Origin of the sequence: Nocardia sp. BMG51109, from assembly GCF_000526215.1 — a bacterium.
Classification (GTDB): domain Bacteria; phylum Actinomycetota; class Actinomycetes; order Mycobacteriales; family Mycobacteriaceae; genus Nocardia.
Genome location: NZ_JAFQ01000004.1, coordinates 2,137,496 through 2,164,034 on the forward strand (window position 1 = coordinate 2,137,496; position 26,539 = coordinate 2,164,034).

29 protein-coding genes are annotated in these 26,539 nt (G+C 70.4%); 18 read left to right on the top strand and 11 right to left on the bottom strand.

All coding sequences use genetic code 11. The annotated features are described in order from the left end of the window. Positions 1-42: 42 nt before the first annotated feature. Both pheA and D892_RS0111140 read right to left on the bottom strand, forming a co-directional pair. Positions 43-963, bottom strand: coding sequence for a prephenate dehydratase (gene pheA / locus D892_RS0111135; protein ID WP_024801312.1), 921 nt, complete (start codon positions 961-963; stop codon positions 43-45). A 10-nt stretch (positions 964-973) separates the two neighbouring features. Continuing rightward, entirely contained in the window at positions 974-1,471 is a 498-nt protein-coding gene (locus D892_RS0111140; protein ID WP_024801313.1) for a hypothetical protein, read from the bottom strand. A gap of 101 nt (positions 1,472-1,572) precedes the next feature. Between D892_RS0111140 and D892_RS40925 the strand changes: the two genes are divergently transcribed. From D892_RS40925 to D892_RS0111170, 6 genes are all read left to right on the top strand, one after another. Further along, the gene (locus D892_RS40925; protein WP_036566919.1) at positions 1,573-2,328 is read left to right on the top strand and encodes a DUF2470 domain-containing protein; all 756 of its coding nucleotides are present in this window, start codon (positions 1,573-1,575) and stop codon (positions 2,326-2,328) included. 101 nt (positions 2,329-2,429) lie between these two features. Beyond that, complete coding sequence (locus D892_RS0111150) at positions 2,430-2,885, top strand: nuclear transport factor 2 family protein (protein WP_024801314.1); 456 nt, start codon at positions 2,430-2,432, stop codon at positions 2,883-2,885. Between the two features lie 63 nt (positions 2,886-2,948). Then, the gene (locus D892_RS0111155; protein WP_024801315.1) at positions 2,949-3,743 is read left to right on the top strand and encodes a CPBP family intramembrane glutamic endopeptidase; all 795 of its coding nucleotides are present in this window, start codon (positions 2,949-2,951) and stop codon (positions 3,741-3,743) included. 343 nt (positions 3,744-4,086) lie between these two features. Beyond that, positions 4,087-5,253, top strand: a complete 1,167-nt coding sequence (locus D892_RS0111160) for an LCP family protein (protein ID WP_024801316.1) — start codon at positions 4,087-4,089, stop codon at positions 5,251-5,253. A 10-nt stretch (positions 5,254-5,263) separates the two neighbouring features. Then, a complete protein-coding gene (locus tag D892_RS0111165; protein ID WP_024801317.1) occupies positions 5,264-5,884 on the top strand; it encodes a ferritin in 621 nt (206 codons plus the stop codon). An 86-nt stretch (positions 5,885-5,970) separates the two neighbouring features. Further along, complete coding sequence (locus D892_RS0111170; protein WP_024801318.1) at positions 5,971-6,519, top strand: ferritin; 549 nt, start codon at positions 5,971-5,973, stop codon at positions 6,517-6,519. Between the two features lie 191 nt (positions 6,520-6,710). On the opposite strand, the gene D892_RS0111175 is transcribed toward D892_RS0111170, so the two are convergent. From D892_RS0111175 to D892_RS0111190, 4 genes are all read right to left on the bottom strand, one after another. Further along, positions 6,711-7,637 carry a DUF5926 family protein gene (locus D892_RS0111175; RefSeq protein ID WP_024801319.1) on the bottom strand — a complete coding sequence of 309 codons (927 nt, stop codon included), beginning with the start codon at positions 7,635-7,637 and terminating at the stop codon, positions 6,711-6,713. Between the two features lie 170 nt (positions 7,638-7,807). Continuing rightward, the gene (locus D892_RS0111180; protein WP_024801320.1) at positions 7,808-8,575 is read right to left on the bottom strand and encodes a glycerophosphodiester phosphodiesterase; all 768 of its coding nucleotides are present in this window, start codon (positions 8,573-8,575) and stop codon (positions 7,808-7,810) included. Next, positions 8,572-9,642 (bottom strand): DUF4328 domain-containing protein, encoded by a 1,071-nt coding sequence (locus D892_RS0111185; RefSeq protein WP_024801321.1) that lies wholly within the window; start codon positions 9,640-9,642, stop codon positions 8,572-8,574. The genes D892_RS0111180 and D892_RS0111185 overlap by 4 nt, the downstream gene beginning before the upstream one ends. A gap of 36 nt (positions 9,643-9,678) precedes the next feature. Then, positions 9,679-10,035 carry a rhodanese-like domain-containing protein gene (locus tag D892_RS0111190; RefSeq protein WP_024801322.1) on the bottom strand — a complete coding sequence of 119 codons (357 nt, stop codon included), beginning with the start codon at positions 10,033-10,035 and terminating at the stop codon, positions 9,679-9,681. 490 nt (positions 10,036-10,525) lie between these two features. Between D892_RS0111190 and D892_RS0111195 the strand changes: the two genes are divergently transcribed. The 4 genes from D892_RS0111195 to D892_RS0111210 all read left to right on the top strand — a co-directional run bounded on the left by D892_RS0111195 (position 10,526) and on the right by D892_RS0111210 (position 14,359). Next, entirely contained in the window at positions 10,526-11,137 is a 612-nt protein-coding gene (locus tag D892_RS0111195; RefSeq protein ID WP_024801323.1) for a hypothetical protein, read from the top strand. Between the two features lie 271 nt (positions 11,138-11,408). After that, positions 11,409-12,032: a superoxide dismutase gene (locus D892_RS0111200; protein ID WP_024801324.1), complete on the top strand. Its 624-nt coding sequence runs from the start codon at positions 11,409-11,411 to the stop codon at positions 12,030-12,032. Between the two features lie 199 nt (positions 12,033-12,231). Beyond that, complete coding sequence (locus D892_RS0111205; protein WP_024801325.1) at positions 12,232-12,759, top strand: hypothetical protein; 528 nt, start codon at positions 12,232-12,234, stop codon at positions 12,757-12,759. Between the two features lie 880 nt (positions 12,760-13,639). Continuing rightward, on the top strand, positions 13,640-14,359 hold the full coding sequence (locus D892_RS0111210) for a TMEM165/GDT1 family protein (protein WP_024801326.1): 720 nt from the start codon (positions 13,640-13,642) through the stop codon (positions 14,357-14,359). Between the two features lie 172 nt (positions 14,360-14,531). Here D892_RS0111210 and D892_RS0111215 read toward each other — a convergent pair whose 3' ends face one another. Beyond that, positions 14,532-15,227, bottom strand: a complete 696-nt coding sequence (locus D892_RS0111215) for a TetR/AcrR family transcriptional regulator (protein WP_024801327.1) — start codon at positions 15,225-15,227, stop codon at positions 14,532-14,534. A 132-nt stretch (positions 15,228-15,359) separates the two neighbouring features. Here D892_RS0111215 and D892_RS0111220 point away from each other — a divergent pair, with 132 nt between their 5' ends. Next, positions 15,360-16,127 carry an SDR family NAD(P)-dependent oxidoreductase gene (locus D892_RS0111220; RefSeq protein WP_024801328.1) on the top strand — a complete coding sequence of 256 codons (768 nt, stop codon included), beginning with the start codon at positions 15,360-15,362 and terminating at the stop codon, positions 16,125-16,127. Positions 16,128-16,215: 88 nt separating this feature from the next. On the opposite strand, the gene D892_RS0111225 is transcribed toward D892_RS0111220, so the two are convergent. The 4 genes from D892_RS0111225 to D892_RS0111240 form a co-directional block, all read right to left on the bottom strand. Next, positions 16,216-16,869 (bottom strand): DUF1361 domain-containing protein, encoded by a 654-nt coding sequence (locus tag D892_RS0111225; RefSeq protein WP_024801329.1) that lies wholly within the window; start codon positions 16,867-16,869, stop codon positions 16,216-16,218. Positions 16,870-17,088: 219 nt separating this feature from the next. Continuing rightward, a complete protein-coding gene (locus D892_RS0111230) occupies positions 17,089-17,289 on the bottom strand; it encodes a cold-shock protein (protein WP_024801330.1) in 201 nt (66 codons plus the stop codon). A gap of 250 nt (positions 17,290-17,539) precedes the next feature. Continuing rightward, positions 17,540-19,567 (bottom strand): molecular chaperone HtpG, encoded by a 2,028-nt coding sequence (htpG, locus tag D892_RS0111235; RefSeq protein WP_024801331.1) that lies wholly within the window; start codon positions 19,565-19,567, stop codon positions 17,540-17,542. Positions 19,568-19,576: 9 nt separating this feature from the next. Then, entirely contained in the window at positions 19,577-21,292 is a 1,716-nt protein-coding gene (locus D892_RS0111240) for a TM0106 family RecB-like putative nuclease (protein ID WP_369801819.1), read from the bottom strand. 525 nt (positions 21,293-21,817) lie between these two features. Between D892_RS0111240 and D892_RS0111245 the strand changes: the two genes are divergently transcribed. The 7 genes from D892_RS0111245 (at position 21,818) to rraA (ending at position 26,538) form a co-directional block, all read left to right on the top strand. Then, complete coding sequence (locus tag D892_RS0111245) at positions 21,818-22,462, top strand: DUF6474 family protein (RefSeq protein WP_024801333.1); 645 nt, start codon at positions 21,818-21,820, stop codon at positions 22,460-22,462. A gap of 117 nt (positions 22,463-22,579) precedes the next feature. Then, positions 22,580-23,326: a hypothetical protein gene (locus D892_RS43615; RefSeq protein ID WP_024801334.1), complete on the top strand. Its 747-nt coding sequence runs from the start codon at positions 22,580-22,582 to the stop codon at positions 23,324-23,326. Positions 23,327-23,365: 39 nt separating this feature from the next. Further along, entirely contained in the window at positions 23,366-24,034 is a 669-nt protein-coding gene (locus D892_RS0111255) for a YcnI family protein (RefSeq protein WP_024801335.1), read from the top strand. Next, entirely contained in the window at positions 24,031-24,570 is a 540-nt protein-coding gene (locus D892_RS0111260; protein ID WP_024801336.1) for a copper resistance CopC family protein, read from the top strand. The genes D892_RS0111255 and D892_RS0111260 overlap by 4 nt, the downstream gene beginning before the upstream one ends. Next, a complete protein-coding gene (locus D892_RS0111265; RefSeq protein ID WP_024801337.1) occupies positions 24,567-25,505 on the top strand; it encodes a CopD family protein in 939 nt (312 codons plus the stop codon). Before D892_RS0111260 ends, D892_RS0111265 begins: the two co-directional genes overlap by 4 nt. 120 nt (positions 25,506-25,625) lie before the next feature. Beyond that, a complete protein-coding gene (locus D892_RS0111270; protein WP_024801338.1) occupies positions 25,626-26,006 on the top strand; it encodes a DUF5313 family protein in 381 nt (126 codons plus the stop codon). A 64-nt stretch (positions 26,007-26,070) separates the two neighbouring features. Then, entirely contained in the window at positions 26,071-26,538 is a 468-nt protein-coding gene (gene rraA, locus D892_RS0111275; protein ID WP_156959944.1) for a ribonuclease E activity regulator RraA, read from the top strand. Position 26,539 lies beyond the last annotated feature (1 nt).

Here is a 26,539-nt window from a genome sequence, read left to right on the forward strand (position 1 = left end):
TGCCGACTCTGTCCGATTCACCGCCGCCCGCACTGCGTTCACTCACAGGTCCGCGACCCCCTTCTTCAGATCCGCCAGCCATGCCGCGGCCGGTTCGTCCGGCGGCGGCGGTGTGCCGCTCGGCGCGCTCGCCGGCCACGAACCCAGGAAGCGGACCCGTCCGGCGGTGCGGTGCAACGCCTTGAGCGCCTCGGCGACCGCGGTGTCGTCGATGTGGCCGACACAATCGAGATAGAACCGATAGCTGCCCATCCCGGTGCGCGTCGGCCGCGATTCGATGCGGGTGAGATCGACTCCGCGGTCGGCGAATTCGGCGAACACCCGCATCAGCGCGCCGGGCTCGTTGGCCAGCTCGAGCACCACCAGCGAGGTCCGGTCGGCACCCGTGCGCGGCGGCGCCGTCCGCGGCCTGGTCACCAGCACGAACCGGGTCACCGCCCGATCGTGGTCGGCCACACCGGAAGCCAGCACCGCCAGGCCCAGCCGCTCGCCCGCCAGCGTCGTCGATACGGCCGCGTCGGCATGCCCGGCGACCACGTCCTCCGCCGCGGCGGCGTTGGACGCCGAGGTGTACAACCGGGCCTCGGGCAGGCGGTGCGCCAGCCACATCCGCACCTGCGCGGCGGCCACCGGATAGGCGGCGATCGTGTGCACCTCGGACAGCTCGACGCCCGGCCGGGCCAGGATCGTGAACGCCACATCCAGCTCGGTCTCGGCCACGATCTGCAGCCGCGGCCCGACGGCGAGCGCATCGAGCGTCGCCGAGATCGACCCCTCGACGGAGCTCTCGATCGGCACCACCGCCCCGTCCACCTCACCGGCCCGGATCAACTCGAGCGCGGCCCCCTGACTCGGCGCGGCGATGCGTTCGACCGGCCCCTCGAAGGCGTTCGCGGACTCCAGCTGGGCGAGGGCCATCTCGGTGAATGTTCCCGACGGCCCGAAATAGGCGATGTGCGGCACGAATACGACATTACTGGGGAGTCGGGGGCAAGCTCGGAGTTTGCGCGATGTCGGATGCCAGTACCGCCAGGCCGAGGGCCACTTCTTCGGGTTCGTCCGACTCGATAGCCAGCAGGACCTCGCGCAGCGCCCGCACCGCCGGCGGCTGCAGGCCGCGCAGGAATTCGACATCGGGCCGGCGCAGTGCCGCGCGGATATCGTCACCGCACAGCGCCGCGGCGGTGGCGGCGACGAGCGCCAGCGCCCGCTCGCCCGACGACGTGCGGACCACGAAGCCGGTATCGGCGTGCGCGGCGGCGGCCAGGAAGTCGGCCACCCGCTCATCGGCGGCATCGCCGTCCAGCGACATCAAGCCCGAACCGTCCAGCGACATCAAGCCCGAACCGTCCGCCGGACTCGATTCGGCGGAGACCGCCCGGACCAAGCCACCCACCAGGCTCGCGCGAGGCGCCGGCATGTGCAGCGGCACCAGAACGGGCTCGGCGGCTGGATTCGAATCGTGCGGCACGGTTTCCACCGTAGCGATCGGAACGCTTGCGCAACGCCGCTTCGTCACTTAGCTTAGGTTTACCTAATTATGGCGCCGGGTTCGGATATCTGGAGGTACGCATGCCCCGCACGACAACCACCGCCGCACCGACCACCGCCGAGCGGGTGCGCAGTGCCTGTGCCCACGCCGAGCATGCGGTCCTCGCCCTCCCCGGCGCCGATCCGGTTTCCACGACCGTGCACCATCTGCGCGCGTGCGGCGACGCGGTGATCGCTGTCGCCCTGGATTCCTCCGCCGTGGAAGCGGCCGCCGGTCCGCTCGGTTCCCCGGCGGTGCTCGAGCTGACCGATATGGCCCCGCTCCCGCTGCGCGAGCCGGTCCGGTCGCTGGTGTGGCTGCGCGGCCGGGTCCGCGCGGTGCCGGGGTACGCCCAGCGCGCCCTGGCCGGCGAGGTGGCCAAGGACCACCCGCACCCGTCGCTGCTCGATGTCGGCCACACCACCACGCTGCTGCGGGTGGTCGTCGACTCCGCCGTGGTCGCCGATTCCAGCGGTGCCGCCGCGGCCTGCCTGGACCAGTTGCGCTCCGCCCACCCCGACCCGTTCTGGGAGCTGGAATCGGCGTGGCTGCAACACATGGATGCCGACCACGCCGACGTCGTGGCGCAACTGGCGCGGCACCTGCCGGTCCGGCTGCGCGGCGGCGCGGTGCACCCGCTGGCCATCGACCGCTACGGCGTGACCCTGCGGGTGGAGAGCCGCGACAGCGACCACGACGTCCGGCTGCCGTTCGAAACCCCCGTGGACGACGTGCAATCCCTCAGCCGCGCCGTCCGCATCCTCGCCGGCTGCCCCTTCCTGCACGGCATGCGCTGAATCCGACCGGCCCGCAACCTTTTCGCGATGGGCTGCGGCAATCGGATGACCCCGTCCGTTTCCCGCCAGCCGTCCGCACTCGCCGCTCTTACGATCACGACATGCCTGACAATCGGACCATCATCCAGAATGCGTGGCGCGCCTTCGCGAGCCACGAGGCCGAGCGGATCGCCCCCTGTTTCACCGACGACGCCGAGTGGCTGGCCCCGACGGACAACGCCACCGCGGTCGCCCTCGGCGGACCCAGCCACATGGTCGGCCGCGCCGCCATCACCCGTTTCCTCGCCGACGACTTCGGGCGGCTGTTCGTGCGCGACGTCGCCGTCGAATTCCACGGCTTCCACGTCGACGGCGACCGGGTGATCGTGGAGGAGACCATGAGCGCGACGCTGGCCAACGGGAACGCCTACGTCAACGACTACTGTCTCGTCTTCGAACTGCGTGACGGGCTGATTCACCGGGTGCGGGAGTACATGGACACCGCCCGCGGGCACCGCGCGGTATTCGGTGCGTCGGTACCCACCGCCGAAGCCACAATCGGAGTCCCGACCACCTGAGCTGGGCACGCCCGCAAGCCACCGGCCAGGTGTCACTCGAACCACAGCCATAGATTGGCGGGCATGGTGTTTTCCGCCGATACCGGTTCCGGACCGGGCAAGCCCGCAGACGGACAGCAGCGCAGAGCAATACAGCTCGAGATCGCGATCGTTCTGGTCGTCACGTTCGGGCTCAGCGGCATCAACGCCGCGCTGTCGCTGATCGAGAGCGCGCTGTCGCCTGGTGGGGTCGGCGGGCAGACGGCGGCGCTGAATCCGTCGCGGGCGGCGCAGTCGACCATCGATCTGCTGTTCCAGCTGCTCGGGGTGCTCCGGCTGCTGGGCTGGGGTGCACTCGGGCTGTACCTGTTGTGGCGCAGTGGGATCGGGCCGCGAATGATCGGGCTCGCGCGCATGCGGTGGCGCGGCGACGTGCTGCCGGGGCTGGTGCTGGCGGCGGTCATCGGACTGCCCGGGCTGGGGTTGTATCTCATCGCGCACGCGCTCGGGATGAGCGTGACCATCGTGCCGAGCTCGCTCGGCGACCACTGGTGGCGGCTGCCGGTACTGGTGTTGTCGGCGGTGGCGAACGCCGTGGCCGAGGAGGTGCTGGTGGTGGCGTATCTCGTCACCCGGCTGCGGGCGCTGGGCTGGACGGAGCACCGGTCGCTGCTCGCCTCGGCGCTGCTGCGCGGCAGCTACCACCTCTATCAGGGTCTCGGCGGCGGGCTCGGCAATCTGGTGATGGGCCTGGTCTTCGGCGCGTTCTGGCAGCGCACCAACCGGCTGTGGCCGCTGGTGCTCGCGCACGCCGCCATCGACGCCGTCGCCTACATCGGCTATGCCGTGCTGCACGGGCACGTGTCCTGGCTGCCGTGAGCTTCGTCATCGAATCGAGATGAACCCGAGGGCGCCCCGGGTCAGTACCATCACGGTGATGAACGGCGACGACCCCCAGCAGTACGCGCGGACGCGCCGGGTGCCGCCGCCAGGACGCGGACGTCCCGGGCCTCCTCCCGGGAACCAGCGGCAACCCGGCGGCGAGCCGCCCCAACGACACAGCGGCGAACCACCCCAATGGCACGGCGGCGAGCCGCCCCAATGGCACAGCGGCGAACCACCCCGTCGGCACGGGGGCGAACCACCGCAAAGGCGGGGCGGCCCACCACCTCCACCGCCGGGCGACGGCCCACCCCGGCGCCGGCCGGTCGAGTCGACCCAGGTGATGCGGCGTGACGGCAACCCCGACCGGGCCCTCGCCTGGTCACAGGCGCCGCCGAACGAGGACCCGCCCCGCTTCCGCCGGCGCCCGCCGAACGAACCGCCGACGCACGCGCCGCCGCAGCGGCCCGAGCGGTACCGGGAACCGCCGCCGCCCCCGCCCGCGGCCCCGTCGCGCCGCCGCGACCGGCCGCCCCACGAGCCACGGATGCGCCGCAAGCGGCGGCGTTGGGGCCGCTGGCTGCTGGTCCTGCTGCTGGTGCTGGTCATCACGCCGATCGCGGCCGCGATCTACCTGGATCGCTCACTGCATCGCATCGACGCGCTCGCCGACTATTCGGGCCGGGTCGCCGACACCCCGGGCACGAATTGGCTGCTGACCGGATCCGACAGTCGCCTGGGACTGACCTCCGACCAGGAGAGTGAGCTGTCCACCGGCGGCACCTCCGACGCCGGCGGCGAGCGCAGCGACACGATCATCGTGGTGCACGTCCCGAAATCCGGCGCCGCCACCATCGTCAGCCTGCCGCGCGACTCCTACGTCCCCATCGCCGGCCACGGCCGGGACAAGCTCAACGCGGCCTTCTCGGCGGGTGGCCCGAAACTGCTGGCCCAGACCGTCGAGACGGCCACCGGCCTGCACATCGACCATTTCGCGGAGATCGGCTTCGGCGGTTTCGCGGGCATGGTGGACGCCGTCGGCGGTATCGACATGTGCCTGCCCGAAGCGATCGATGATCCGCTGGCCGGCATCGACCTGCCCGCCGGCTGCCAGCGGCTCGACGGCGCGCAGGCACTCGGCTTCGTCCGCACCCGCGCTACCCCCCGCGCGGACCTGGACCGCATGCGCAATCAGCAGATGTTCCTGTCGGCGCTGTTGAAGAAGTCGACCGACACCGGCACCCTGGTCAACCCGTTCCGGCTGTGGCCGCTGGCGCAGGGCCTGACCAACTCGCTGCAGGTCGACAACGACGACCACATCTGGGATCTGGCCCGGCTGGGCTGGGCGCTGCGCAGCGGCACCGTGACGACGACGGTTCCGATCGGCGGATTCGACGAGGTGTCCGGCAGCGGCAGTGTGCTGGTGTGGGACAAGGACCGGGCGAGCCGCTTCTTCGATGCCCTCGCGTCGGATAAGCCCGTCCCGGAGGACCTGCTCACACGGTAACGTCGATCACATGCCGAACGACGGCCGGACCGCGGGCGACAGCGATATCCCGGGCAGCGGTAATCCCAGCGGCAATCCGGGCAGTGGTAATCCGAATGATGAGCGCCCGTTCTCCGACCTGTTGCAGGATCATGTGCGGCACGAGTTCACCGCGGCGCAGCAATACCTGGCGGCCGCGGTCCACCTGGACGCGCTGCGGCTGCCGCGCCTGGCGGGAGTCTGTTATCGCGGCTCCGGACACCGGCACGCACACGCGCTACGCATGATCCGGCACCTGCTGGACCGCAATCTCCCGATCCGGGTCGGCGGCCTGGAGGAGATCGTGCCGGACTTCGAATCCCCGCGCGCGGCAATAGATTTCATGCTGCGCCGGGAACGCCTGCTGGCCGACCGGTTGAGCATGCTGAGCCGGAACGCCTGGGAGACCGGCGACTACGTGGGCGAGCAGTTCGTCCGATGGTTCCTGCGGGACCAGGCCGACGAGGTCGCACGGATGACCACCCTGCTGGCGGTGTTCGACCGCGCCGACGGCGACTTGTTCGCTGTCGAGGATTTCGTCGCAAGCGAGGAGAAGCCCGCACCGGAGCCCGGCCCGGACGCACCCAAAATGGCCGGAACAATCCGCAATTGATTAGGCAATACTTGCCTCAATAAGGCAGCGCTCAATAAGGGTGCACTTGGATGACAGGACCGATAACCAGCATTAATGTCGGGATCATGTCCACCAACCCCGAGCCCCCACGCAGCAAGTTCCATCACTTGCTACACGACCAGATTCGGCACGAATTCAATGCCGAACATCAGTACATCGCCATTGCGGTGTGGTTCGACAATGCCGATCTTCCGGTATTGGCGAAGTACTTCTACAAGCAGGCCGTCGAGGAACGCAACCACGCGATGATGATCGCGCAGTACTTCCTCGATCGCGATATGAGCATCGAACTGTCCGGCGTCGACGGGGCGAAGTCGAAATTCGAGAATGCCCACGAGCCCATCGCCCTCGCGCTGCAGCAGGAGAAGACGGTCACCGATCAGATCGTGCAGCTGGCCGGCACCGCCCGGGAAGAGGGCGACTACCTCGGCGAGCAGTTCATGCAGTGGTTCCTCAAGGAGCAGGTCGAGGAGGTCGCGCGGATGCGCACGCTGCTCACCGTGGCCGAGCGCGCCGGGTCCAACCTGTTCGATCTGGAGAACTTCGTCCGCCGCGAGATGAGCGGCCCGGACACCGCCTCGTTCGCACCGCACGCCGCGGGCGGATCGATCTGACGTTCTCCCCTGTCACGCCGCGAACGCTCGGCTCCGCAGACGATGCGGGACCGGGTTTTTCGTGGCCCGCGGCCGACTCGGTCACCGGCATGTCGCGCACGTCGGCATGCCGCACCGGACAACACCCAGGCGGCTGAGAAATCAGCCGCCCCAACGGAATCCGGCCCGGCGACACGCCCGATGGCGACCGCTCAGCGCAGCGTGACCTGACGCGATCGCAGCCCGTCCCGGGACCGCCGCTCGTCCGAGGTCATCGGCGCATCCGTGGCCAGGGCCTCGGCCAGGCGCGCACCGAACTCGGCCGCCGGCGCCACCCATTCGCTCTGGTGCTTCTCGCGGTCCAGGTCGAACACCGGGACCAGCAGCCCGTGCGTGCGGAACGATCCCGCGAAACGCGAACCCTCACCCAGATGCAGGCCGCCGGCCGCGTGCACCCGCGCCAGCGCCAACATCAGCTCGTCCTCGTCCTCCGGACGGACCCAGCGCAGATGTGCCTTCTCACCGGCGTCGACCCACCACGCCGCGCCGCGCGAATCCCCGCCCAGTTCCAACCGGTCCGAGGGCATGATCGCCTGGTCGGCCTGTTCGATGGTGGCCGCGACCTGCGGGTCCGGGGTGACACCCTCGGGCACCCACCAGCGGAAGTCCTGGTGCACGGTCAGATCCAGGCCCGCACCCGCGTCGATGACCTCGGCCAGCGACGGGGGCGCGTCCCCGGACGCGTCGGCGGCCGACTGCAGCGACTCGCCGGGTTCGGCCTTCTGCGTCCACAACACGGCGGCGGCCAGATCGGCGGCCGGATCATCGGACTGGAACTGCACCTGGGCGGCAACGAATCCGGCCGGCTCGTCGCCGGCGCGCACCAGAGCGGCCACGGCGCCGGGCAGCACGGTGGCGAAGGTGACGGGGCGCTGCGCGGCCACCTGCGGCGACAGCTTCAGGGTCGCGGTTGCGGACGGCACGAATTCCCGCAGGGCGACGAGATCGCATTCGGCGGCCAAGCCCTCGAACGGGCGCGTGATCGTCTGCGCCGCCCTTTCCCGCGCCGCGCGGCGCTCGGCGAGACGCTGCGCCCGGTTACTGTCGGGCTTGGGACTGTTCCGCTTCGACTTACCCACGAACGGTGAACCTACAGTGTCGGATTGCGCACAGCACAAGGGGACACGAGTGCGAGCCGCGATTCGCGCGGACCCGGCGGGCGCACCGAAAGCCGCGCGCCGGTCTCGGTGTCGGCGCGCCTGCGATCACCTCGTCGCGAGAACGGGCTCACATCGTTTGCGCGAACGGCTCACATCGTCGCGAGAACGGCTTTGGTGCGGCCCGGGTGATTGGTGGCGATCCAGCTGACACCGAGATCGGCGCACAGCTTGACGTCCTCGGCGGCGTCGACGGTCCAGCAGTAGGTGGCACGCCCGGCCGCGGCCGCCTTGTCGACCAGTTCGGGGTGTTCGCGCAGCGTCTTGACCGACGGCCCGACGGCGGTGGCGCCCACGGTCGTGGCGGCGCTGCCGCCCAGATACCGGGACGACTCGCCCAGCAGCACCGTCGGCAGCAACGGCGCCGACCGCCGGATCCGCCACATCGCGGTAGCGGCGAACGACATCACCACGGCCCGCGAATGATCGGCCGAGGCGGGCGCGGCGATACCGAAGCGCTGGAGTTCGGCCAGCACCTTGGCCTCCACCAGGGCGCCGTAGCGCACCGGATGCTTGGTCTCGATGAACAGCTTGGTCGGGCGGCTGCGCCAGTCCAGCACGAGCGAGATCAGCTCGCCGAGCGTGAGCACGTCGGCCGTCGCGCCGTCGTCGCCGAAGTCCAGCTGCCGCAGTTCCTCCAGGCTCATCTCGCTCACCAGTCCGGTGCCCGAGGAGGTCCGGTCCACCGTCCGGTCGTGCACGCACACCAGATGCCCGTCCCGGGTCAGCCGGACGTCGCATTCGACACCGTCGGCGCCCTCCCGCAGCGCCAGGTCGTAGGCCGCCAGGGTGTGTTCCGGCCGGGTCCCCGACGCGCCCCGATGCGCCACCACGAACGGGGCGCGACTGTCCCGGTTCACTTCGCCATGACCTCCTCCTGTGCGGCATCGGACGCGCGAACGGGCGTCGCCTCGGAGGCGTCATTCTTCCCGGTCGCCGCCTCCGGCGTCGCCTCGCCGGGCGCGGCGACCGGATGCACGGGCTCGATGACCGGCGCCACCGGATCCGACGTCACCACCCACCGTTTCGGCAGCCGGACGCGTCCGCGCAGGTCGAGGCCCTCGATCAGGCGGACCAGCCACAGCGACAGCACGGCGACCGCAGCCGCGACGAGATCGGTGTAGACGGTGAACATCACACCATCGGCCTGCGCCTGCAGCGTCCCGGCAGCGCGCCAGAGCAGCGCGGCCACCACCATGACACCGTTGAGCGCCCAGGCGCACCACCACAACCGCACGGCGCGCTCGATCCGGGGATCGTCACCGCGCAGCCGGATCAGCTCGGTCAGGAAGACACCCACCATCACGAGATTCAGCAGGGGTATCAGGCAGCCGCACAACAGCATCCACTGCGGCCGGGGATCGCTCCGGCCGACCGCGGCGTAGGCGTCCCGGCGGCTGTGCACGAGCCAGCCGACCAGCGCGAGCGCGCCGGCGAGCGCGAACGCCGGCGCCAGGCAGGCCGTCAGGTAGACCGACACATCCGACGCGAACAGCGCCAGGGGATCGATGAGCCGGGCGCGGTTGCGCAGCAGCACCCCGTACCGCCCGAGTTCCGCGACGGCGGCCAGCGCGAACAGCACCGCCGTGGTCACCAGCAGCCGGTCGCGGCGTTCGATCAGGGCGGCCAGCCGGTGCCGCGCGGTCGCCGTCGCCGACCGCGGCGGCTCGTCGCGCAATCCCCAGCGCGGAATCTCGGCGTAGCGCGGGGCCGGGGCCGCGGGCGGTGCGGTGCGCGCCGGGCGGCCGCCGCGCGCGCCACGGCCCGGCGGCCGCGCCACCCAGCGGTAGTTGCGGCGCTCCGCGGGGGCATCGACCGGAGCCGGAGACAGCAGCACGCCGCGGCAGCGCGGGCACCAATGCATCGGCCTGCCCTGCACCGCCCAGCGCGAACCGCAGCGGGCGCAGGGCTGCACCACCGTACTCACCGGGCGCCTCCCCCTTTCATGGATTGCCGTGGGCCATCAGTAGATCTTCGCTTCGCCGCCACCCGGACCCGCCAGCGGGCGGCCGGACTGCTGCCAGGCCACCATGCCGCCGGAGACGTGGAAGGCGTCGAATCCGACGTGGGTCAGGTACCGCACGACCTGGATGGACCGGCCGCCCTGCCGGCACACGACGTAGATCTCCGCGTCGTAGTCCAGTTCGTCGACCCGGGCGGGCACGTCGGCCATCGGCATGTGCACGGCGCCGGGCGCGTGTCCGAGCTGCCACTCGTCGTCCTCGCGAACGTCGAGCAGGATGGCCGAACTGCCGGGTTCGGTATCGAACTCGGCGGGCACTTCATCGACCGGCACCGACGGAACTTCGGGGCTCGTCACAGTTTCGATCCTGCCACGGGCGATGGATGGGCGGGGAGTACCACCATCGTTCCGGCCGCACACCGCTCCCCCGACACGCGGTCTGTTCCGGGCGCCGTAGCCCGTCATGAATCCCGAAACGCCCCCGACTGTGCAGAGTGCAGCCTCTGTTATCCACAAATTCCACAACCTGATCCACAGGCACGGGCGATCCGGCCGCTCGGTGGCCGGGAAACCGGCGCGGTAGCCCGACGGTGGGCATGCGGGTGACCGTTCCGAAACTCCCCTCCTCATCCCGGAACGGCCACCCACCGCCGAAGCGGGTCGCTCCGCAGGCCCCTCTCGCTCGACGGCCGCGGTGCGATTCCCGACAACACCTTGGACGGCAGATCCGGCCGTTCGGTTCCCACAAGTTTCGGAAATGCGACAACCCCGGCAACCTCAGCGACCACCACACCGGCGGGGAATCGAAATCCCCGGCGACCCCCGGCACGATCGGTAGCCTTGGATCATGGACGCGCGCAGGGGGTTACTCGACGGATTGGATGCGGCCGGGCTGAACACCGCGCTGTCGGAGGCCACGTGCCTCGGCATCGTGGTCGATGCCGAGGCCGCCCGGCTGCGACTCGAGCTGGAGGTGCTGACCCTCCCGGTCGACGGCCCGCCGCCCGAGGACCGCCGGGTGTTCCTGACCCTGACGGGAGTCAGCCGCGTCGCCGCCTCCCTGCGCAAACAGGAATGGGACGATCTGGAGCCGCAGATCTTCCCGCTCACCCTGGAGACGCTCGCCGACGCGGTCGCCGGTTTCGGCGGCGGTGCGCTGCACGGCTGGGATTTCATCGATGTCGACGACAGCGGCTGGTCACTGTGGCGCGAGTTGCTGAGCTTCGACACCACCGTCGGCGACCACCCGGCCGTGCACCTGCTGGAGTTCTCTCAGCAGGAGGGCATCGATCCGCGCGAACTCGACGTGCGAGTGTGGTTCACCGACCTGGAGATCGAGGACGGCGACGGCCGCCCGGTCACCGCGGCCGATTTCGTGGCCGGCGGGCAGCGCTGGTGGAAGGCTCACGACACGTGCGATCCGCGCACCATGCTGCCGGACGTCGCGCCGCCGATGTGAGCGTCCCGCCGAGAAACAGCGGCCCGGCCCGCTATGAAATCGCACCGGCCGGGTATTCGCCGGAGGCACGGCACGGCCGAAGGTACTAGCGTCGTGCACGTCGATCCCCCGATGCGCTCCGGCCGCACAGCCCACATCGCGGGCGGCCGGAGGGCAATTGGAATCCGGGGGCATCGAACCCGGTTGCAACCGAGCGGGTGTACGAATGATGGTCGAGTGCGCTCGAGAGACAACGAGCGCACCCGGCCCGACATCATGAGGAAGGGACATCGTGGCTGAGTACACGCTGCCAGATCTGGATTACGACTACGGCGCCCTGGAGCCGCACATCTCCGGGCAGATCAACGAGCTCCACCACTCCAAGCATCACGCCACCTACGTTGCCGGCGTGAACACGGCGCTCGAGAAGCTGGAGGCCGCCCGCGAGGCCGGTGACCACGGCGCGATCTTCCTGCACGAGAAGAACCTGGCCTTCCACCTGGGTGGGCACGTCAACCACTCGATCTGGTGGAAGAACCTCTCGCCCAACGGCGGCGACAAGCCGGTCGGGGAACTGGCCGCCGCGATCGACGACCAGTTCGGCTCGTTCGACAAGTTCCGCGCCCAGTTCACCGCCGCCGCCAACGGCCTGCAGGGCTCGGGCTGGGCGGTGCTGGGGTACGACACCCTGGGCCAGAAGCTGCTGACGTTCCAGCTGTACGACCAGCAGGCCAACGTGCCGCTCGGCATCATTCCGCTGCTGCAGGTCGACATGTGGGAGCACGCCTTCTACCTGCAGTACAAGAACGTCAAGGCCGACTACGTCAAGGCCTTCTGGAACGTCGTCAACTGGGCCGATGTGCAGGATCGCTTCGCCAAGGCGGTCGCACAGGGCAAGGGCCTCATCTTCGGCTGAACTCGCCGCACACATACCGGGCCCGCGGACTTTCGGTTCGCGGGCCCGGTTCGTGTTTCAGCCCTGTTACCAGGGACTTAGCACTCTCTGGTACTTGTGTGCCAGACATTGTTCGCGCCATTCTCGGGTACCCACAAGTCAATGGACGTGCTCGCTCGAAACCCGGGCGGCCGGCCTCCGTACCCCTCGGGAGGCGACGATGCGAAGCAATGATCAGGTCCTGGTCACACCATTTCAGGCGCAGGGCCTCCTACGGGGCTTCCTCATCGGCGGCCGCTGGCCCGACACCACGAAGGAATGGGCGCAACTGCTCGTGCTGGCGGTCCGGGTCGCAAGCCTCCCCGGACTGCTGGCCACCTCCACCGTCTTCGGCGCCCGCGAGGACTTGCCCGACGATCCCGAGCCGGGGACGGTCGGCCTGGTGCTGGCCGAGGGGCCCGTGCTGGGCGACGAGGCCGTGGAGCCCGGCCGATTCGCCGAACATGCGCCACCCGCCCTGATCATGCTGCACCCACCGGCGGAGACACAGCCGTCGCTCCCCGAATGCCACGGCGCGGCCTCGGGCTGCCTGCTGCTCCCCGGGGTGCCGCACCTGGGCCTCGAACACCGCGCGGCATGGGTCGAGGCGGAACTCGACGGCACGGTGACCTCCATGGTCAGCCGGGTCGGCGTGGATCCGATCAGCGATCCCGACACCGCCGTGCTCGCCATGCTCCTGGCGGCGTGACAGGGCTCTGTCCGCGCAACCGGGCTCCGTCCGCGCGACCGGGCTCCGTCGGCGCGACCGGGCTCCGTCGGCGCGACCGGGCTCCGTCGGCGCGACCGGGCTCCGTCGGCGCGACCGGGCTCCGTCGGCGCGACCGGGCTCCGTCCGCGCGACCGGGCTCCGTCCGCGCGACCGGGCTCCGTCCGCGCGACCGGGCTCCGTCCGCGCGACCGGGCTCCGTCCGCGCAACCGGGCTCCGTCCGCGCGACCGGGCTCCGTCCGCGCAACCGGGCTCCGTCCGCGCGACCGGGCTCCGTCCGCGCGACCGGGCTCCGTCCGCGCGACCGGGCTCCGTCCGCGCGACCGGGCTCCGTCCGCGCGACCGGGCTCCGTCCGCGCAACCGGGCTCCGTCCGCGCAACCGGGCTCCGTCCGCGCAACCGGGCTCCGTCCGCGCAACCGGGCTCCGTCCGCGCAACCGGGCTCCGTCGGCGCGACCGGGCTGCTGTCGGCGTGACCGGGGCTCCTGCCGACGTGACGGGTGTTTCAGACGACGTGACGGGTGGGCTGCCGAACGCGTGACGGGCCCCCTGCCGCCGCGCGACGGGTACCCGAAACTTTCCACGGGGATCGCCAAACTTATTGCGCGCATTGCGATTTCGACGATGAGGTAGTGGCACATCGCGGCAACTTAGGGTAGGCTTCATCGCAGCGAAGGGGAGTAGCCCCCAATCGCGTGGTCGACATACTGATTCCGCTCCGCGGCGTCCGGCCACGTGAACCGGCTCCGTACCGGTGGGCGAGACCTTCGGCCGATGACAAACCGATCGATTTTTCGGGTGCGTTGTCGGTCGAGGGCGCCCCGTCTTCGGCCGGCAGGCCGGAGACCTGGGAGCTGATTCATGATCGCCACGCTAGCGCTGAGCTTCGGCGTTCTCTTCCTCGCCGAACTCGGCGACAAATCGCAGTTGATGGCCCTGACCTTCGCCCTGCGCTATCGCTGGTGGATCGTGCTGTCGGCCATCGCGGTCGCCAGCGTCGCGGTGAATCTGATCGGCGCCGGGGTCGGGCACTTCCTGGGCGCCGCGCTGCCGACCGATCTGATCGCGCTCTGCACCGCCGTCATTCTGCTGGCGGTCGGCCTGTGGACGCTGCGCGAGACCCTCGGCCGGGACGACGAGGCCGAGGGTTCGTCCGAGACCGCCCCGCGGCCGCCGGGACGGGCGTTCTTCGTCGTGCTGTCGGCGTTCCTGCTGGCCGAACTCGGCGACCGGACGATGTTCGCCACCGTCGCACTGGCCTCCAACCACAGCTGGTTCGCGGTGTGGACGGGATCGGTCCTGGGTATGGTCGCCGCCGGCGCGCTCGCCATCGCGATCGGGATCACCGTCGGCCGGCACCTGCCCGAGCGTCTGATCGCCACCGGATCGGGACTGCTGTTCCTGTACATCGGCACCGCCACCCTGCTGTCCGCGCTGCTGCCGGAGTTGGGCAGAGTGGCGGAGCTGGCGATCTCCGCCGCGACCCCGCTGGCCGCCGGGGCGATTCTGTGGCTGCTGCGCCGCCGCTCCGAGCGCACGGCCGCCGCCCGCGAACCGGAGCGGCTCGACAGCCCGAGCTGAGCGATATCGGTGCCCGGACCGGACGGTTCCGCATCGGCGAGGAACGGCGATCCGGTCGCCGGACCGCACATCCGAGTCGGCGCCGCGGCAGGCCATACACTCGGGTCGGCTCCGCGCCAAGCCACGCATTCGAGTTGGCCTGCCGCGCGGCGGGATCCGACAGTGGATCCGCCTATCCGATGCCTGCGACGGGCCGCGCATCCAGCTCCACCGCGGAGCCGAGCAGGTCGCCGCTGCGGCGCACGAGGTTCAGCATCGGTTCGCGCAGGGCCCGCAGGCCCTCCAGATCGGCGGCGGCGATGCGCGTGGTCACCATCGCGCTCAGCGCCGCGACCAGGGTCTGGCACGCGAAGTGCTGCTGCTCGGTGCGGGCACCGACGATATCGGCCAGCAGCGCCACGAAGGCCTCCTGCCGCTGCGCGCGCCGGGCGATCGCCTCAGGCCCGACCGCGTAGACCTCGACCAGATACAGCCGCGCGTAGGCCGGCTCGCTCGCCAGGCCCTCCAGGTACGCGGTCAGCAGCGCGTCCATCCGGTGTTCGAATGCCTCGGCCGCGCCCATCGCCTCGAGCGAATCCGCCTGCACCCGAGCCGCTTCCATGATCCGGTCGAGCAGCAGCCGCACCGCTCGCTCGAAGGCGGTGTCGAAACAGTCCTCCTTGGAACGGAACTGCTCGTAGAAGGTCTCCCGGGATACGCCGGCCCGCTTGATGATCGACGCCACCGACGTTCCCACGTAACCGTTCTCGACCATCGCGTCGGCCATCGCATCCAGGATGCGGTCGCGCTGCGCCGCGATCACCGTCTCCCGGGGCAGGCCGTGACGGCCGCGGGGCAGCTGGCGGGTGGGGCTGACCGGCTCTGGCATATCGACGACCGTAGCACCGAAGAACACTTCTGTTCACAAACGGCCCGACGTAACCCGGACCGGCCCTCCGGTTAGTGTTCTTGTCGACGGAAGGCCGGCGAAAGGCCGTCACGAACGAGAGGACCAAACACCGTGGAGATTTCGGGCTCCGCCGCAATCATCACCGGAGCTGCGTCCGGGCTGGGCGCCGCGACCGCGAAGCGTTTCGCCGATCAGGGCGCGACCGTGTTCGGGCTGGACCTGCAGCAGTCCATCGAGCGCGCCGGCGACGGCGTTCCGGCCGGTGTCACCCTGATTCCCACCGACGTCACCAGCGCCGACGAGGTGTCGGCCGCGGTCGACAAGGTCGTCGAGTCCGGCGTGCCGCTGCGCATCGTCGTGAACTGCGCCGGTGTCGGCTGGGCCGGGCGCATCCTGTCGAAGAACGGCCCGCACGATCTGGAGCTGTTCCGCACCGTCATCACCGTGAACCTGCTCGGCACGTTCAACGTGATGCGGCTGGCGGCCGACGCCATCACCAAGACCGAGCCGGTCGACGAGTACGGTCAGCGCGGGGTCGTCATCAACACGGCGTCGGTGGCGGCGTTCGAGGGCCAGATCGGCCAGATCGCCTACTCCGCGTCCAAGGGCGGCGTGGCCGGCATGACCGTTCCGGCCGCCCGCGACCTGGCGCAGTTCGGCATCCGGGTCGACACCATTGCCCCCGGCATCATCGACACCCCGATGCTGGCCGGCGTGACCGAGGAGTATCGCAAGGGCCTGGAGGCCGGCGTGCCGTTCCCGTCGCGCCTGGGCCGCCCCGACGAGTACGCGCAGCTGGCGCAGTACATCGTCGAGCACGACTACCTCAACGGCGAGACCTTCCGGATGGACGGCGCCCTGCGCATGGCGCCGCGCTGACACCGGACGGCTGCTCCCGTAGGTACCGAATGCCGTAGGTACCGAATATCGAAGGCCCGCACCATGCTCCGGTGCGGGCCTTCGTCGGCTACGCCGTTCGCATCCACACGATCGCGCGGCGGGTGGTGTCGATCGTGTCCTCGACAACCGCCTTCGTCACGAAATGCCCGAGGCCCGTGACGACGAACAGCACCGCGATCGCCGCCGGTGCCCACGACCAGCTGAAGGCCAGCAGTATGCGGTCGAGGCTGGTGCGCGGCTGCACCACCGGCTCCCAGCTGTTCAGCCGCACCCAGCGGCCGAGGAAGATGCCGATGGCGCACAGCAGATGCAGCCCGATCAGCGCCGGTATCCGCCAGCGGCTCAGCCCGCTGCCGACCAGGAACCGGCCCACCTCGGCCAGGGCGAAATGATAGGCCAGAAACCCGGAGACGATGAGCGCCGTATACACCGGCAGCACGGTCGTGACCACCGGCCCGTCGCCGACGAAGTGGATGTCCTCGCGCAGATGGACCAGATCGGTCACGACGTACGGAGCGTTGGGCAGGAACAGCACGAACAGCACGACGCCGGCCCACCACACCGGCGAGCGGGACTGGACGTACACGCCGCGACCGGTGCGGAACACCAACAGCGCCAACGCCACCGGAATCCACGCCAGCACGGTGTTCCAGGCCATCCACCAGAAGTCTCGACGAGCCACGTCCATGAGACTCGCCCCCACCGTATCGAGCACATCCATGCATCCATGATGCCCACGGCGGGCGTAACGGACACGTCCTCCGGGCAATCCCGCGAACGACACGGTCGCCGTGACCTCTCGATCCGAGAGGTCACGGCGACCGCATACTTACCGGGCTCGATACGAGCCTTGGTTGTTCGAACGGCTCACCACAGAGCGCGAACGGCTGCGCCTACCAGGCAGGCAACCGTTGCGCTCGGAGAGCACGAACGACTGTGCTCAGAGGGCGCGAACGCCGGAGGCCTGCGGGCCCTTCTTGCCCTGAGTGATCTCGAAGCTCACCTGCTGGCCCTCGTCGAGGCCGCGGTAGCCGCTGCCCTCGATCTCCGAGTAGTGGACGAACACGTCCGGCCCGCCCTCGTGCGCGATGAAGCCGTAGCCCTTCTCCGCGTTGAACCACTTCACGGTTCCCTGAACCATCTTGTTTTCTCCTGAAAGGTGTTACTGCCGGTCGCCGCGGTCGCGGCACCGAGTCGCATCCAGACGGCGACTTGCAACTTGCCCGGCAAGGAGAAAGCGACGCCCGCACACTGTTCCGCGCGAGCATGATTAACACGAACACACAAAAAATGCGACCAATCACCTTAACGCATCGGAACCGGAGAGGTTCCCGCGTGGGGGCCGACCATGACCAGGGTCACAATCGGCCCCGCGCTCGGGTCCGGGCGAATCAGAGCGTGCGGGTCAGCCGGTCTGCCAGGACCTGGGCGAAGTGCGCCGGATCCTTCAGCTCCCCGCCCTCGGCGAGAACGGCCGTGCCGTACAGCAATTCGGCGGTCTGGGTGAGTTCCTCCGCCGTGCCCGCGTCGGCCTCCGCCTTGTTCTCGCCGTACGCGTCCCGCAGCCCGGTGACCAGCGGATGGTCCGGATTGATCTCCAGGATCCGCTTGGTCTCCGGCAGGACCTGGCCGGAGGCGCGGTACATCCGCTCCAGCTGCGGGGTGAAGTCGAAGACGTCGCCCACCACACAGGCCGGGGAGGTGGTCAGGCGCGAGGACAGGCGCACCTCCTTGACGCTCTCGTCGAGGGTCTGCTTCAACCACTGCAGCACGTCGCCGAAGTCCTTCTCCCGCTGTTCGCGCAGCTGCTCGGAGGCCTTCTTCTCCTCCTCGGTCTCCAGGTCCACCTCGCCCTTGGCGATGGACTGGAACTGCTTGCCGTCGAATTCCGGCACCGAGCCGACCCACATCTCGTCGACCGGGTCGGTGAGGACGAGCACCTCCAGACCCTTGGCCTTGAACGCCTCCATATGCGGCGAGTTCTCGATCTGCTGCCGGGACTCGCCGGTCATGTAGTAGATCTGGTCCTGGCCGTCCTGCATCCGCTCCACGTACTCGGCCAGCGTGGTCGGTTCCTGCTCGGAATGGGTCGACTCGAACGACGAGACCTGCAGGATCGTCTCGCGATTGTCGAAGTCGGACAGCAGGCCCTCCTTGAGCACCCGGCCGAACTCGTTCCAGAACTTCTCGTACTTCGACTTGTCGCCGCTCTTCTCGGCGGCGTCTTCCCCGGCATCCTGTGCCTCGGCGGCGGCGCCCTGCATGTCCTTGATGGTGGACAGCACCTTGCGCACCAGCCGCTTGCGGATCATCTGGATCTGCCGGTCCTGCTGCAGGATCTCGCGAGACACGTTGAGCGACAGGTCCTGCGCGTCCACCACGCCCTTGACGAAGCGCAGATACTCCGGCATCAGCTCTTCGCAGTTGTCCATGATGAACACCCGCCGGACATACAGCTGCACACCGCGACTGTGCTCGCGCTGGAACAGGTCGAACGGCGCGTGCGACGGAATGAACAGCAGCGCCTGGTACTCGAAGGTGCCCTCGGCCCGCATCGGAATGATCTCCAGCGGATCGTCCCAGGCGTGCGAGACGTGCTTGTAGAACTCCTTGTACTCCTCGTCGGAGACCTCGCTGCGCGGCCGCGTCCACAGCGCCTTCTGCGAGTTCAGGGTCTGGTCCTCGACGACCGTCTTCTCTGCGGGTTCGGCGCCCTCCTCGCCGTCGTCCACGGTGACCGTCCGCTCGACCTGCATGCGGATCGGCCAGGCGATGAAATCGGAGTACTTCTTGACGATCTCGCGGAGCTTCCACTCCTGGGTGTAGTCGTACAGGTGGTCGTCGTCATCGGCCGACTTCAGGTGCAGCGACACCGCGGTGCCCTGCGGCGCCGATTCCAGCGTCTCTATCGTGTAGGTGGAGCTGGCCGCGGTCGACTCCCAGCGTGTTGCGGTTGTCTCGCCGGCCTTGCGGGTGGTCATGGTGACCCGGTCGGCCACCATGAAGGTCGAATAGAAGCCGATACCGAACTGACCGATCAGCTCCTCGGCGTCCTTGGATTCAGCCTCGGTGCGCCCCCTCGCTTCCAGTAGTTGCCTGCGCAGTTCGGCGGTGCCCGATTTGGCCAGGGTGCCGATCAGGTCGACCACCTCGGCGCGCGACATGCCGATGCCGTTGTCGCGCACCGTCAGGATCCGGTTGTCCTTGTCGACCTCCAGCTCGACATGCAGATCCGAGGTGTCGACCTCCAGGTCCTTGTCCCGGAACGACTCCAGCCGCAATTTGTCCAGGGCATCCGATGCGTTCGAGATCAACTCGCGCAGGAAGGTGTCCTTGTTCGAGTAGACCGAGTGGATCATCAGTTCCAGGAGCTGATGGGTTTCGGCCTGAAACTCCAGTTCTTCGACGTGCTCAGTCACGACCAGATATTACGTCGGCGGCCGGGCCGACGGCACGCGGCTGGGCTCTCGGAAGTCCGACATCGCCGGCACCTCGGTCGCGGCGCCCGGCGCGCCGGGGCGATCGGGCACCATCCAGACCCGCAGCGCGTAGGTGGCGCGCACATCGTCCTCGTTGTACTCGAGCAGGCGGGTGCGCTGGGTGAGATCGGGTTCCCCGTCGTAGCCGACCGCCTGGCGATACCAGCTCATCGACGCCTCGCCGCCGGCCTCCGGATCGCGCCAGGCGAAGCCGGCCACGGGGGCGATCTTCTTCAGGCCCTTGCCGTTCGGGCAGATGAACTGCTCGGAGACCGCCTGGAACATATCCACCCACTGCGGGCCGTCGACGAAATCGCGGACCTGCTCCTCGGTCGGCACACCCGGCCGGCCCGCGAAGCGGCGCGCCGACTCGTACAGCCACTTGTCCTCGGCGGTGCGCGAATAGCAGTAAGCGGCGAAGGTCTTCCCCGCTACCGCGGCCTCGGCCCGCACGCCCATCAGCCAACCCCAGAACTCGGCGAACGAGCGGGACTCGTCCGCCGTCGGCAGCGGGTCCCAGGTCACGAACGGGCGGTAGACGCCGTCGAGCAGGGTGCCCCACAAATAGGCGCCGTACTCCTGGTAACTCTCCAGATCCACGTCCACCTCGACGTCGGCGCGGCGCACCCGGACCTCGTCGAAGCGGCGGACCAGGGGCGCGCCGGACATCCAGGCCCGCGCCGTGACCACCGTCTCGCGGAACGGCTCGTACTGCCAGTCGTCGGGGTCCTCGCCCGTCCAGCCGGCCAGGTCGTCGATCGTCTGCACGCCGTGGCGGCGCAGCAGTTCCGCGCGCGAGCCGGGGGCGACCAGGCTGACATCGCGATGTTCGGTGAGCCATCGCTCGCAACTCGTCGTGCCGGTCGAGGCGCCGCCCGCGACGATCGAACCCGGCACCGGCCGCGACCACCACGGGCAGCGCCGGCACTCGGGCACCTTGGACGGGATCGTGGGCAGTTCGCCGCGCACCACGGCGATGCGATCGGCGTAGCGCTGGTCGTAGTCGGCGAGGATCGGCCCCAGATCGTGCACCAGGATGCGATCGAAGTGGTAGCCGATCGACCCGCCGACCAGGGCCGGGCTAGCCAGGCCGTGCCGCTGCAACATGCGGTAGAGGTGGGCCAGCCGCTGCTGATCGCGAGGCTGGGTGCGCACCCGGACGTGCCTGTCCGGCTGCGGATCCCAGCGGTACAGATCCGAGGTCAGCGGGTGGAAGTCGGCCGGGTCGGGCTGCCGCGGGTCGGTGACCTTGTGGTTGACCACGATCACCGGGATATAGCCGCCGCGGGCGGCGTCGCGCAGCAGGATCTCCGACCCGCCGCGGCGGCCGGTATCGGGTTCGCGCGGCAGCAGCGCGCCCCAGATCCGCCGCACGCCCGCGGCGCAGGCGCGCAGCGTGGCCTCGACCCGCTCGACGGCGGGCAGCGCGGGATCGATCACGATCCAGTGCTCCGGGTCGGCCGCCACGAGTTCGTCGCGGACTCGCTCCCGGTGCGCGGCCGCCGCCTCGCGGCGCTGCTTGACCCCCGCGTCCTCGGCCACCCCCGCCAGCGCACCGGGCTGGGCGGCCTCCAGATGCAGGCGGTGCCGACAGCCGACCAGCGCTCGCGCATCGACGAAGGCACCCCGTCCCGACTCGGCTCCGGCCACCGCCCGCGCGGCCACCTCGTCGGCCGCCGCGGCGACGGCGGCACCGGGCACCGCGGCCGCCGGCCCGGCGGTGCTCCCGCCGTCGTCATCGCGACCATTCCGGTCGCCGCTGCCCGTATACACGTAAGCAGTATGGTCCAGACCCCCGACACTCTCGTGAACCGCATCGCACGCGACGGTCTCGGCTCGGTGTCGACCGGCCGGTCCGCGACACGGCCCGATCTCGGCTCGGACCGAATCGACCCGCCGGTCCCACCCGAGCCGAACTCGAGATGCAGCGGTCTCGTCGGCGCGGTCTCGCCGGGCACGGCCGGATCTCGATCCGGCGCGACGCGACATCGACTCGCTTCGGCCGGGAAACTTTCCGCATACGGGCGGGCTCCGAGCACGCCGAGACGACCGGTGGCCGATCGGCGACTCGATCCAGCGTGCCCGCGCAGGCACCCGCGCGAACCCGATAGGGTTGACGCACACTGTGTGCATCGACGACACAGCAGGTACCGGCTGCCTGCGCGAACCAGCACGACGGAGGGCCTTTTCATGGGGTTGTTCACCAAGCGCAAGCGGCGGTCGAACCGCAAGGCCGAGGCGAAAGCCCTCAAGCACAAGGCCGCCGTCGAGGCCAAGCTCGGCGCGCGCAACGAGCGCAAGCGCAACCGCGCCGAGCTGCGCACCCAGCGTGACATCGCCAAGCAGCAGATCTCGACGCTGAAGGCGGAGGAGAAGGCGGCGCTGAAGGCCGCCGAGAAGGCCGATCGCGACCTGCTGTCCGCCGGGCAGGTCAAGAAGTACCTCGGCGTCGCCCGGGTGCTGATTCCGGTACTCGCCCCGCTGGCCTATCGCGCCGCCACATTCGTGCGCGGGCAGATCGACAACCGCCGGGCGCACCGGCTCGGCATCGGCCTGGACCAGCTCGCCGACTTCAGCGGGCACGGCGCCACATTGCGGGCGCGCGTCGCCAGTGCCGAGTCGTCACTGGCCGAGATCGACTCGAAGGCCGGCAAGAACGACGCCGAGACCCAGAAGTTCGTCACCGCCACCCGTGACCGCCTCGACAGCCTGAGCACCGCGGTCCGCACCGCCGAGCAGATGCCGCCCCAGCGCCGCCGCGCCGTGCACGCCTCCATCTCGAACGAGCTGTCCGGGATCGAGGGCGATGTCCTCGCCCGCCTCGGCGTGCGCTGACCCCGGAGACCCGCATCGATGCGTCACCACCGCGGCGAGCCGCAGCCGCGCCGACGTGGCGAGCCGCGACCGGCAGGCCGGGCACCCATCCGGCCCGATGACCGACGTACGACAGACGTGAGCACCGAACCGGGCCGGCCCCCCGAGCACCGGGTCCGCCGCCCGACCGCGCCCGCCGACCACGGTGCGACCGAGATGGGCACCGGCCCGGACCGCGCGACCGCGACCCCGGACCACCGGATGCACCTGCCCGGCGGGCGGATTCGCCCGATCGGCCCGGCCCGCAGTGCGCGGCCCGCCGGCTCCTCGGACCGCGGTCACCTGCGCGGCCCGCTGGTCGGCACGGCCGTCATGGTGCTGGCGGTAGCGGCGCACGGGCTGGCCGGGGGCGGTTTTCCGGATTCGACCGCGCTGATGCTCCTGTCACCGGCGGCCGTGCTCGGCGGCATGTTCGCCGGGGCGATCTCGCGCGGTACCGGAAACTTCGGGCGGGCGGCGCTTTTCGCGGCGCTGGCGGGCGGCCAGCTGATCGGCCATGCCGTGCTGGCCGGAACGATCACCCACGACCACGGCCCGGCACACGGCGAATCGAACCACGCGGCAGACGTTCTCGTCCTCGGCGTGCACCTGCCCGCGGGCTGGATGCTGCTCGCGCACGGACTCGCGACGCTGCTGTGCACGGTGCTGATCGTCGCCGCCGATCGGCTGTACGCCCTTGTCTCGCAGGCGATCCGGGTGGTCGTCGGCGCACCGGCGGCACCGCCGCCCCGCTACTCGCGGCGCTGGCCGGGTTTCGTGGCACCCGCCCGCCGCTCGCTCCGCGACGTCTCGATCGGCCCGCGCGCGCCGCCGGTGTCGGCCTGATCCACCGACACCTTTTCCTTCGATCGAGAAAGTATCTCCATGTCCATAGCGATTTCGCGCGCCCTCGGCACGGTGGGCGCCGCGGCCGGGCTCGCCCTGCTGGGTACCGGCACCGCCGCCGCCCACGTCACCGCCGACGCGCCCGGCGCCGAACAGGGCGGCTCCGCCGTCGTCACCTTCAAGGTCCCGACCGAATCGGAGACCGCCGGCACCACCGGACTGCGGATCCAGCTGCCCGGTCTGAGCTCGGCCCGCACCGAACCGATGCCGGGCTGGACGTCCAAGGTCGAGAAGAACGACAAGAATCAGGTCGTCGCGGTGACCTGGACCGCCCAGCCCGGCAATCCCGGTGTGGCCCCCGACCAGTTCCAGCGCTTCGTGCTGTCGGTCAGCCCGCTGCCCGATCAGGACACCGTGACCATGCCGGCCACGCAGACCTACAGCGACGGCTCGGTGGTCGAGTGGAACCAGCCGATGGGCCCCGACGGCTCCGAACCGGAACATCCTGCCCCGCAGCTCACCCTCGCGGCCGGCGGCGGCGGTCACCACCACGGCACGGCCGCCGCGAACTCCGGGGCCGCGGACTCCGGTGCCGCACAACAGGAATCCGACGGCACCGCCCGCTGGCTCGGCGGCATCGGACTGGCCCTCGGCGCGGTCGGCGCGCTGCTCGGGCTCGCCGGTCTGGCCCGGGGACGGCGGTCGTGATCCGCCGCCTGCTCGGAGGTCTCGCGGCCGGTCTGCTGCTCGCCGGATTCGCCGCCGCGGCCGCCGGTCCGGCGGCCGCGCATTCGACCGTGATCGCCACCGACCCCGCGGACGGCGCTCAGCTCGCCGCGGGACCGGCCCGGGTCACCGTCACCTTCAACGAGAACCTGCAGCCCAGTTTCCCGTCGCTGACCGTGGTCGGCCCCGACGGGAACCGCTGGGACAAGGGTTCCCCGCAGGTGGACGGGCCCGTCGTCGGCGTCGAGGTCGGCGACCTCGGTCCCGTCGGCCGGTACACGGTCGCCTACCGGGTGACCTCGGCCGACGGGCACCCGGTCAGCGGCACCCGCACGTTCACGCTCACCGCACCGGGCAACGGCACCCCCGGGCCGAAGGCCGACGCGGCTGGCGGTTCCGAGGACGGCGGTTCCGGTGGCGTGCCGGTATGGGTGTTCATCGTCGCCGCCGTGGTGATTCTGGGCGGAATCCTGGCCGTGCTGCTGCTCGGCCGGGGCAGCGCTCGTACCCGGCGATGAACAAGGCGACCGGCGGCGGTGCGACCGCGCTGCGGGCGGCACTGCTGCTGGTCGTCCCGGCCGCGCTGCTCGGCGCCGCACTGGCGTGGGCGCTGGCGCGACCGGATCCGGTGCAGTCCGAGGCGCCGGTCCGGGCATTGGCCGACTGCGCCGGCGCCACCGTCCTGGGCCTGGCCACGCTGCCCCGCCTGCACGACCGGCTGGAGCCGCCGTGGCGGCTGCTGGCCGGTCTCGGCGGGCTGTGGGCCGCAATGGAATTCGCGGTACTCGCCTGCGAGGCCGCCCAGGTGGTCGGCGTGCCGCTGGGCCGCCTGGGGGTCGGGCAGTTCGGCGACTACCTCGCCCACGTCAGCGGCGGGCAGGTGGGTATCGCGATCCTGATCGGCACCGGCGTGGTCACCGGCTACTGCACACTGGCCTACCGGCGGCCGCGGCACGCCACCGCCGATCCCGTGCTCGTCTTCGCGGCCGTCGCGCTGGTTCTGCGACCGATCACCGGGCACATGTCGCAGCAGGTGCTCGGTTCCGTGCTGGCGGCCGTGCACGCGCTGGCCGCGTCGCTCTGGCTGGGGCTGCTGCTGGCGCTGGCGCTGGTGACCCGGACCCGGGGCGAATGGGCGGCGCGACTCCCCCGGTATTCGGCGTGGGCGCTGCCGGCCGTCGCGGCCGTGACGGTGACCGGCGTGTGCAACGGCCTGGTGCGGATGGGCGGGCTCGCGCCGCTGATCGACACCGGCTACGGGCGGATCCTGCTGGCGAAGACGGTGCTGCTGACCGGGCTGCTGGTGCTGGGCTGGTGGTGGCGGCGCAGTTGGGTCCCGCGCGCGGGCGACCATCGGATGACCGCCGAATCCTCGCTGCGCCGAGCGGTTGTCGAGGTGCTGGCGATGGCGCTGGTGTTCGGGCTGGCGGCCACGCTCGCCGTCACCGCGTGAGCGCGGCGCCGCACCCGCACGGGCCGCGCCGGAATCGTCCGAATCCCGACGTGACGGATACCACGCGCCCCCGGTCGGACCGATGTTGCCACCGGGCCCGCAACGGCGAATCCTGGATACATGGCCGACCGCACCGTCCCCACGTTCCCGCAGCGGCTGGGCTACATCTGTGGCCGCACCCTGCCCGGTTCGATGCGGGACTGGGTGCGCGAGGACCTGGTCGGTCCCGGCGCGACCCGCCGCTACCTGGCTCGCCTCCTCATCCCGGTACTGGCGCCGCTGGCCCTGTTCCTGCTGATTCCGGGGCCGCTGTGGATGGGTCTGGCGATGATGGCGCTGCTGTACATTCCGCTGATCTATTTCACGGTCGCGCTCATGTACGTGTACCGGCGGCACCGGCTGCTCCAGCACGGCCTCGACCCCGCGCTGGCCGATTCCACCGCCCGCACGCGCGCGGCCGCCGACCGGCTCGCCTACGAACAGCGGTACGGCCGTACCTGATCCCCGGCGAACGCCGCCGACGAACGCGCATGGCAAGCTGGCACCCGTGACCGAATCCGTGCCGATGATCCCGACCGCCGACCTCGCCGACGAGATCGGCCCCGGCATCCGCAGCTGCGACGTCCAGTTCACGCGGTTCGGTGGCCGCGAGGCCTTCGCCGGGCGAATCGTCACCATCCGCTGCCACCAGGACAATCTGCTGGTCAAGCAGACGCTGGGCGAAGCGGGCGCGGGCCGGGTGCTGGTGGTGGACGGCGGCGGCAGCGTGCATACGGCGCTGATCGGCGACATCATCGCGGGCCGCGGCGTGGACAACGGCTGGGCCGGGGTGATCGTGTACGGCGCGGTGCGCGATTCGGCCATCCTGCGCACGCTCGACATCGGCCTGAAGGCGCTGGGCACCAACCCCCGCAAGAGTACCCAGACCGGTTCGGGCGAGCGCGACGTGCCCGTCGAGTTCGGCGGCGTCACCTTCGTCCCCGGCGAGATGCTCTACAGCGACGCCGACGGCATCGTGGTGCGCGCCGAGTAGG

What these genes read in the sequence shown, in the direction of transcription:
- D892_RS40925 (WP_036566919.1), top strand. Translation starts at nt 1,573, where the DNA reads ATGCCCCGCACGACAACCACCGCCGCACCGACCACCGCCGAGCGGGTG.
- D892_RS0111150 (WP_024801314.1), top strand. Translation starts at nt 2,430, where the DNA reads ATGCCTGACAATCGGACCATCATCCAGAATGCGTGGCGCGCCTTCGCG.
- D892_RS0111155 (WP_024801315.1), top strand. Translation starts at nt 2,949, where the DNA reads ATGGTGTTTTCCGCCGATACCGGTTCCGGACCGGGCAAGCCCGCAGAC.
- D892_RS0111165 (WP_024801317.1), top strand. Translation starts at nt 5,264, where the DNA reads ATGCCGAACGACGGCCGGACCGCGGGCGACAGCGATATCCCGGGCAGC.
- D892_RS0111170 (WP_024801318.1), top strand. Translation starts at nt 5,971, where the DNA reads ATGTCCACCAACCCCGAGCCCCCACGCAGCAAGTTCCATCACTTGCTA.
- D892_RS0111195 (WP_024801323.1), top strand. Translation starts at nt 10,526, where the DNA reads ATGGACGCGCGCAGGGGGTTACTCGACGGATTGGATGCGGCCGGGCTG.
- D892_RS0111205 (WP_024801325.1), top strand. Translation starts at nt 12,232, where the DNA reads ATGCGAAGCAATGATCAGGTCCTGGTCACACCATTTCAGGCGCAGGGC.
- D892_RS0111210 (WP_024801326.1), top strand. Translation starts at nt 13,640, where the DNA reads ATGATCGCCACGCTAGCGCTGAGCTTCGGCGTTCTCTTCCTCGCCGAA.
- D892_RS0111215 (WP_024801327.1), bottom strand. Translation starts at nt 15,227, where the DNA reads ATGCCAGAGCCGGTCAGCCCCACCCGCCAGCTGCCCCGCGGCCGTCAC.
- D892_RS0111225 (WP_024801329.1), bottom strand. Translation starts at nt 16,869, where the DNA reads ATGGATGTGCTCGATACGGTGGGGGCGAGTCTCATGGACGTGGCTCGT.
- D892_RS0111230 (WP_024801330.1), bottom strand. Translation starts at nt 17,289, where the DNA reads ATGGTTCAGGGAACCGTGAAGTGGTTCAACGCGGAGAAGGGCTACGGC.
- D892_RS0111245 (WP_024801333.1), top strand. Translation starts at nt 21,818, where the DNA reads ATGGGGTTGTTCACCAAGCGCAAGCGGCGGTCGAACCGCAAGGCCGAG.
- D892_RS0111255 (WP_024801335.1), top strand. Translation starts at nt 23,366, where the DNA reads ATGTCCATAGCGATTTCGCGCGCCCTCGGCACGGTGGGCGCCGCGGCC.
- D892_RS0111265 (WP_024801337.1), top strand. Translation starts at nt 24,567, where the DNA reads ATGAACAAGGCGACCGGCGGCGGTGCGACCGCGCTGCGGGCGGCACTG.
- D892_RS0111270 (WP_024801338.1), top strand. Translation starts at nt 25,626, where the DNA reads ATGGCCGACCGCACCGTCCCCACGTTCCCGCAGCGGCTGGGCTACATC.
- rraA (WP_156959944.1), top strand. Translation starts at nt 26,071, where the DNA reads ATGATCCCGACCGCCGACCTCGCCGACGAGATCGGCCCCGGCATCCGC.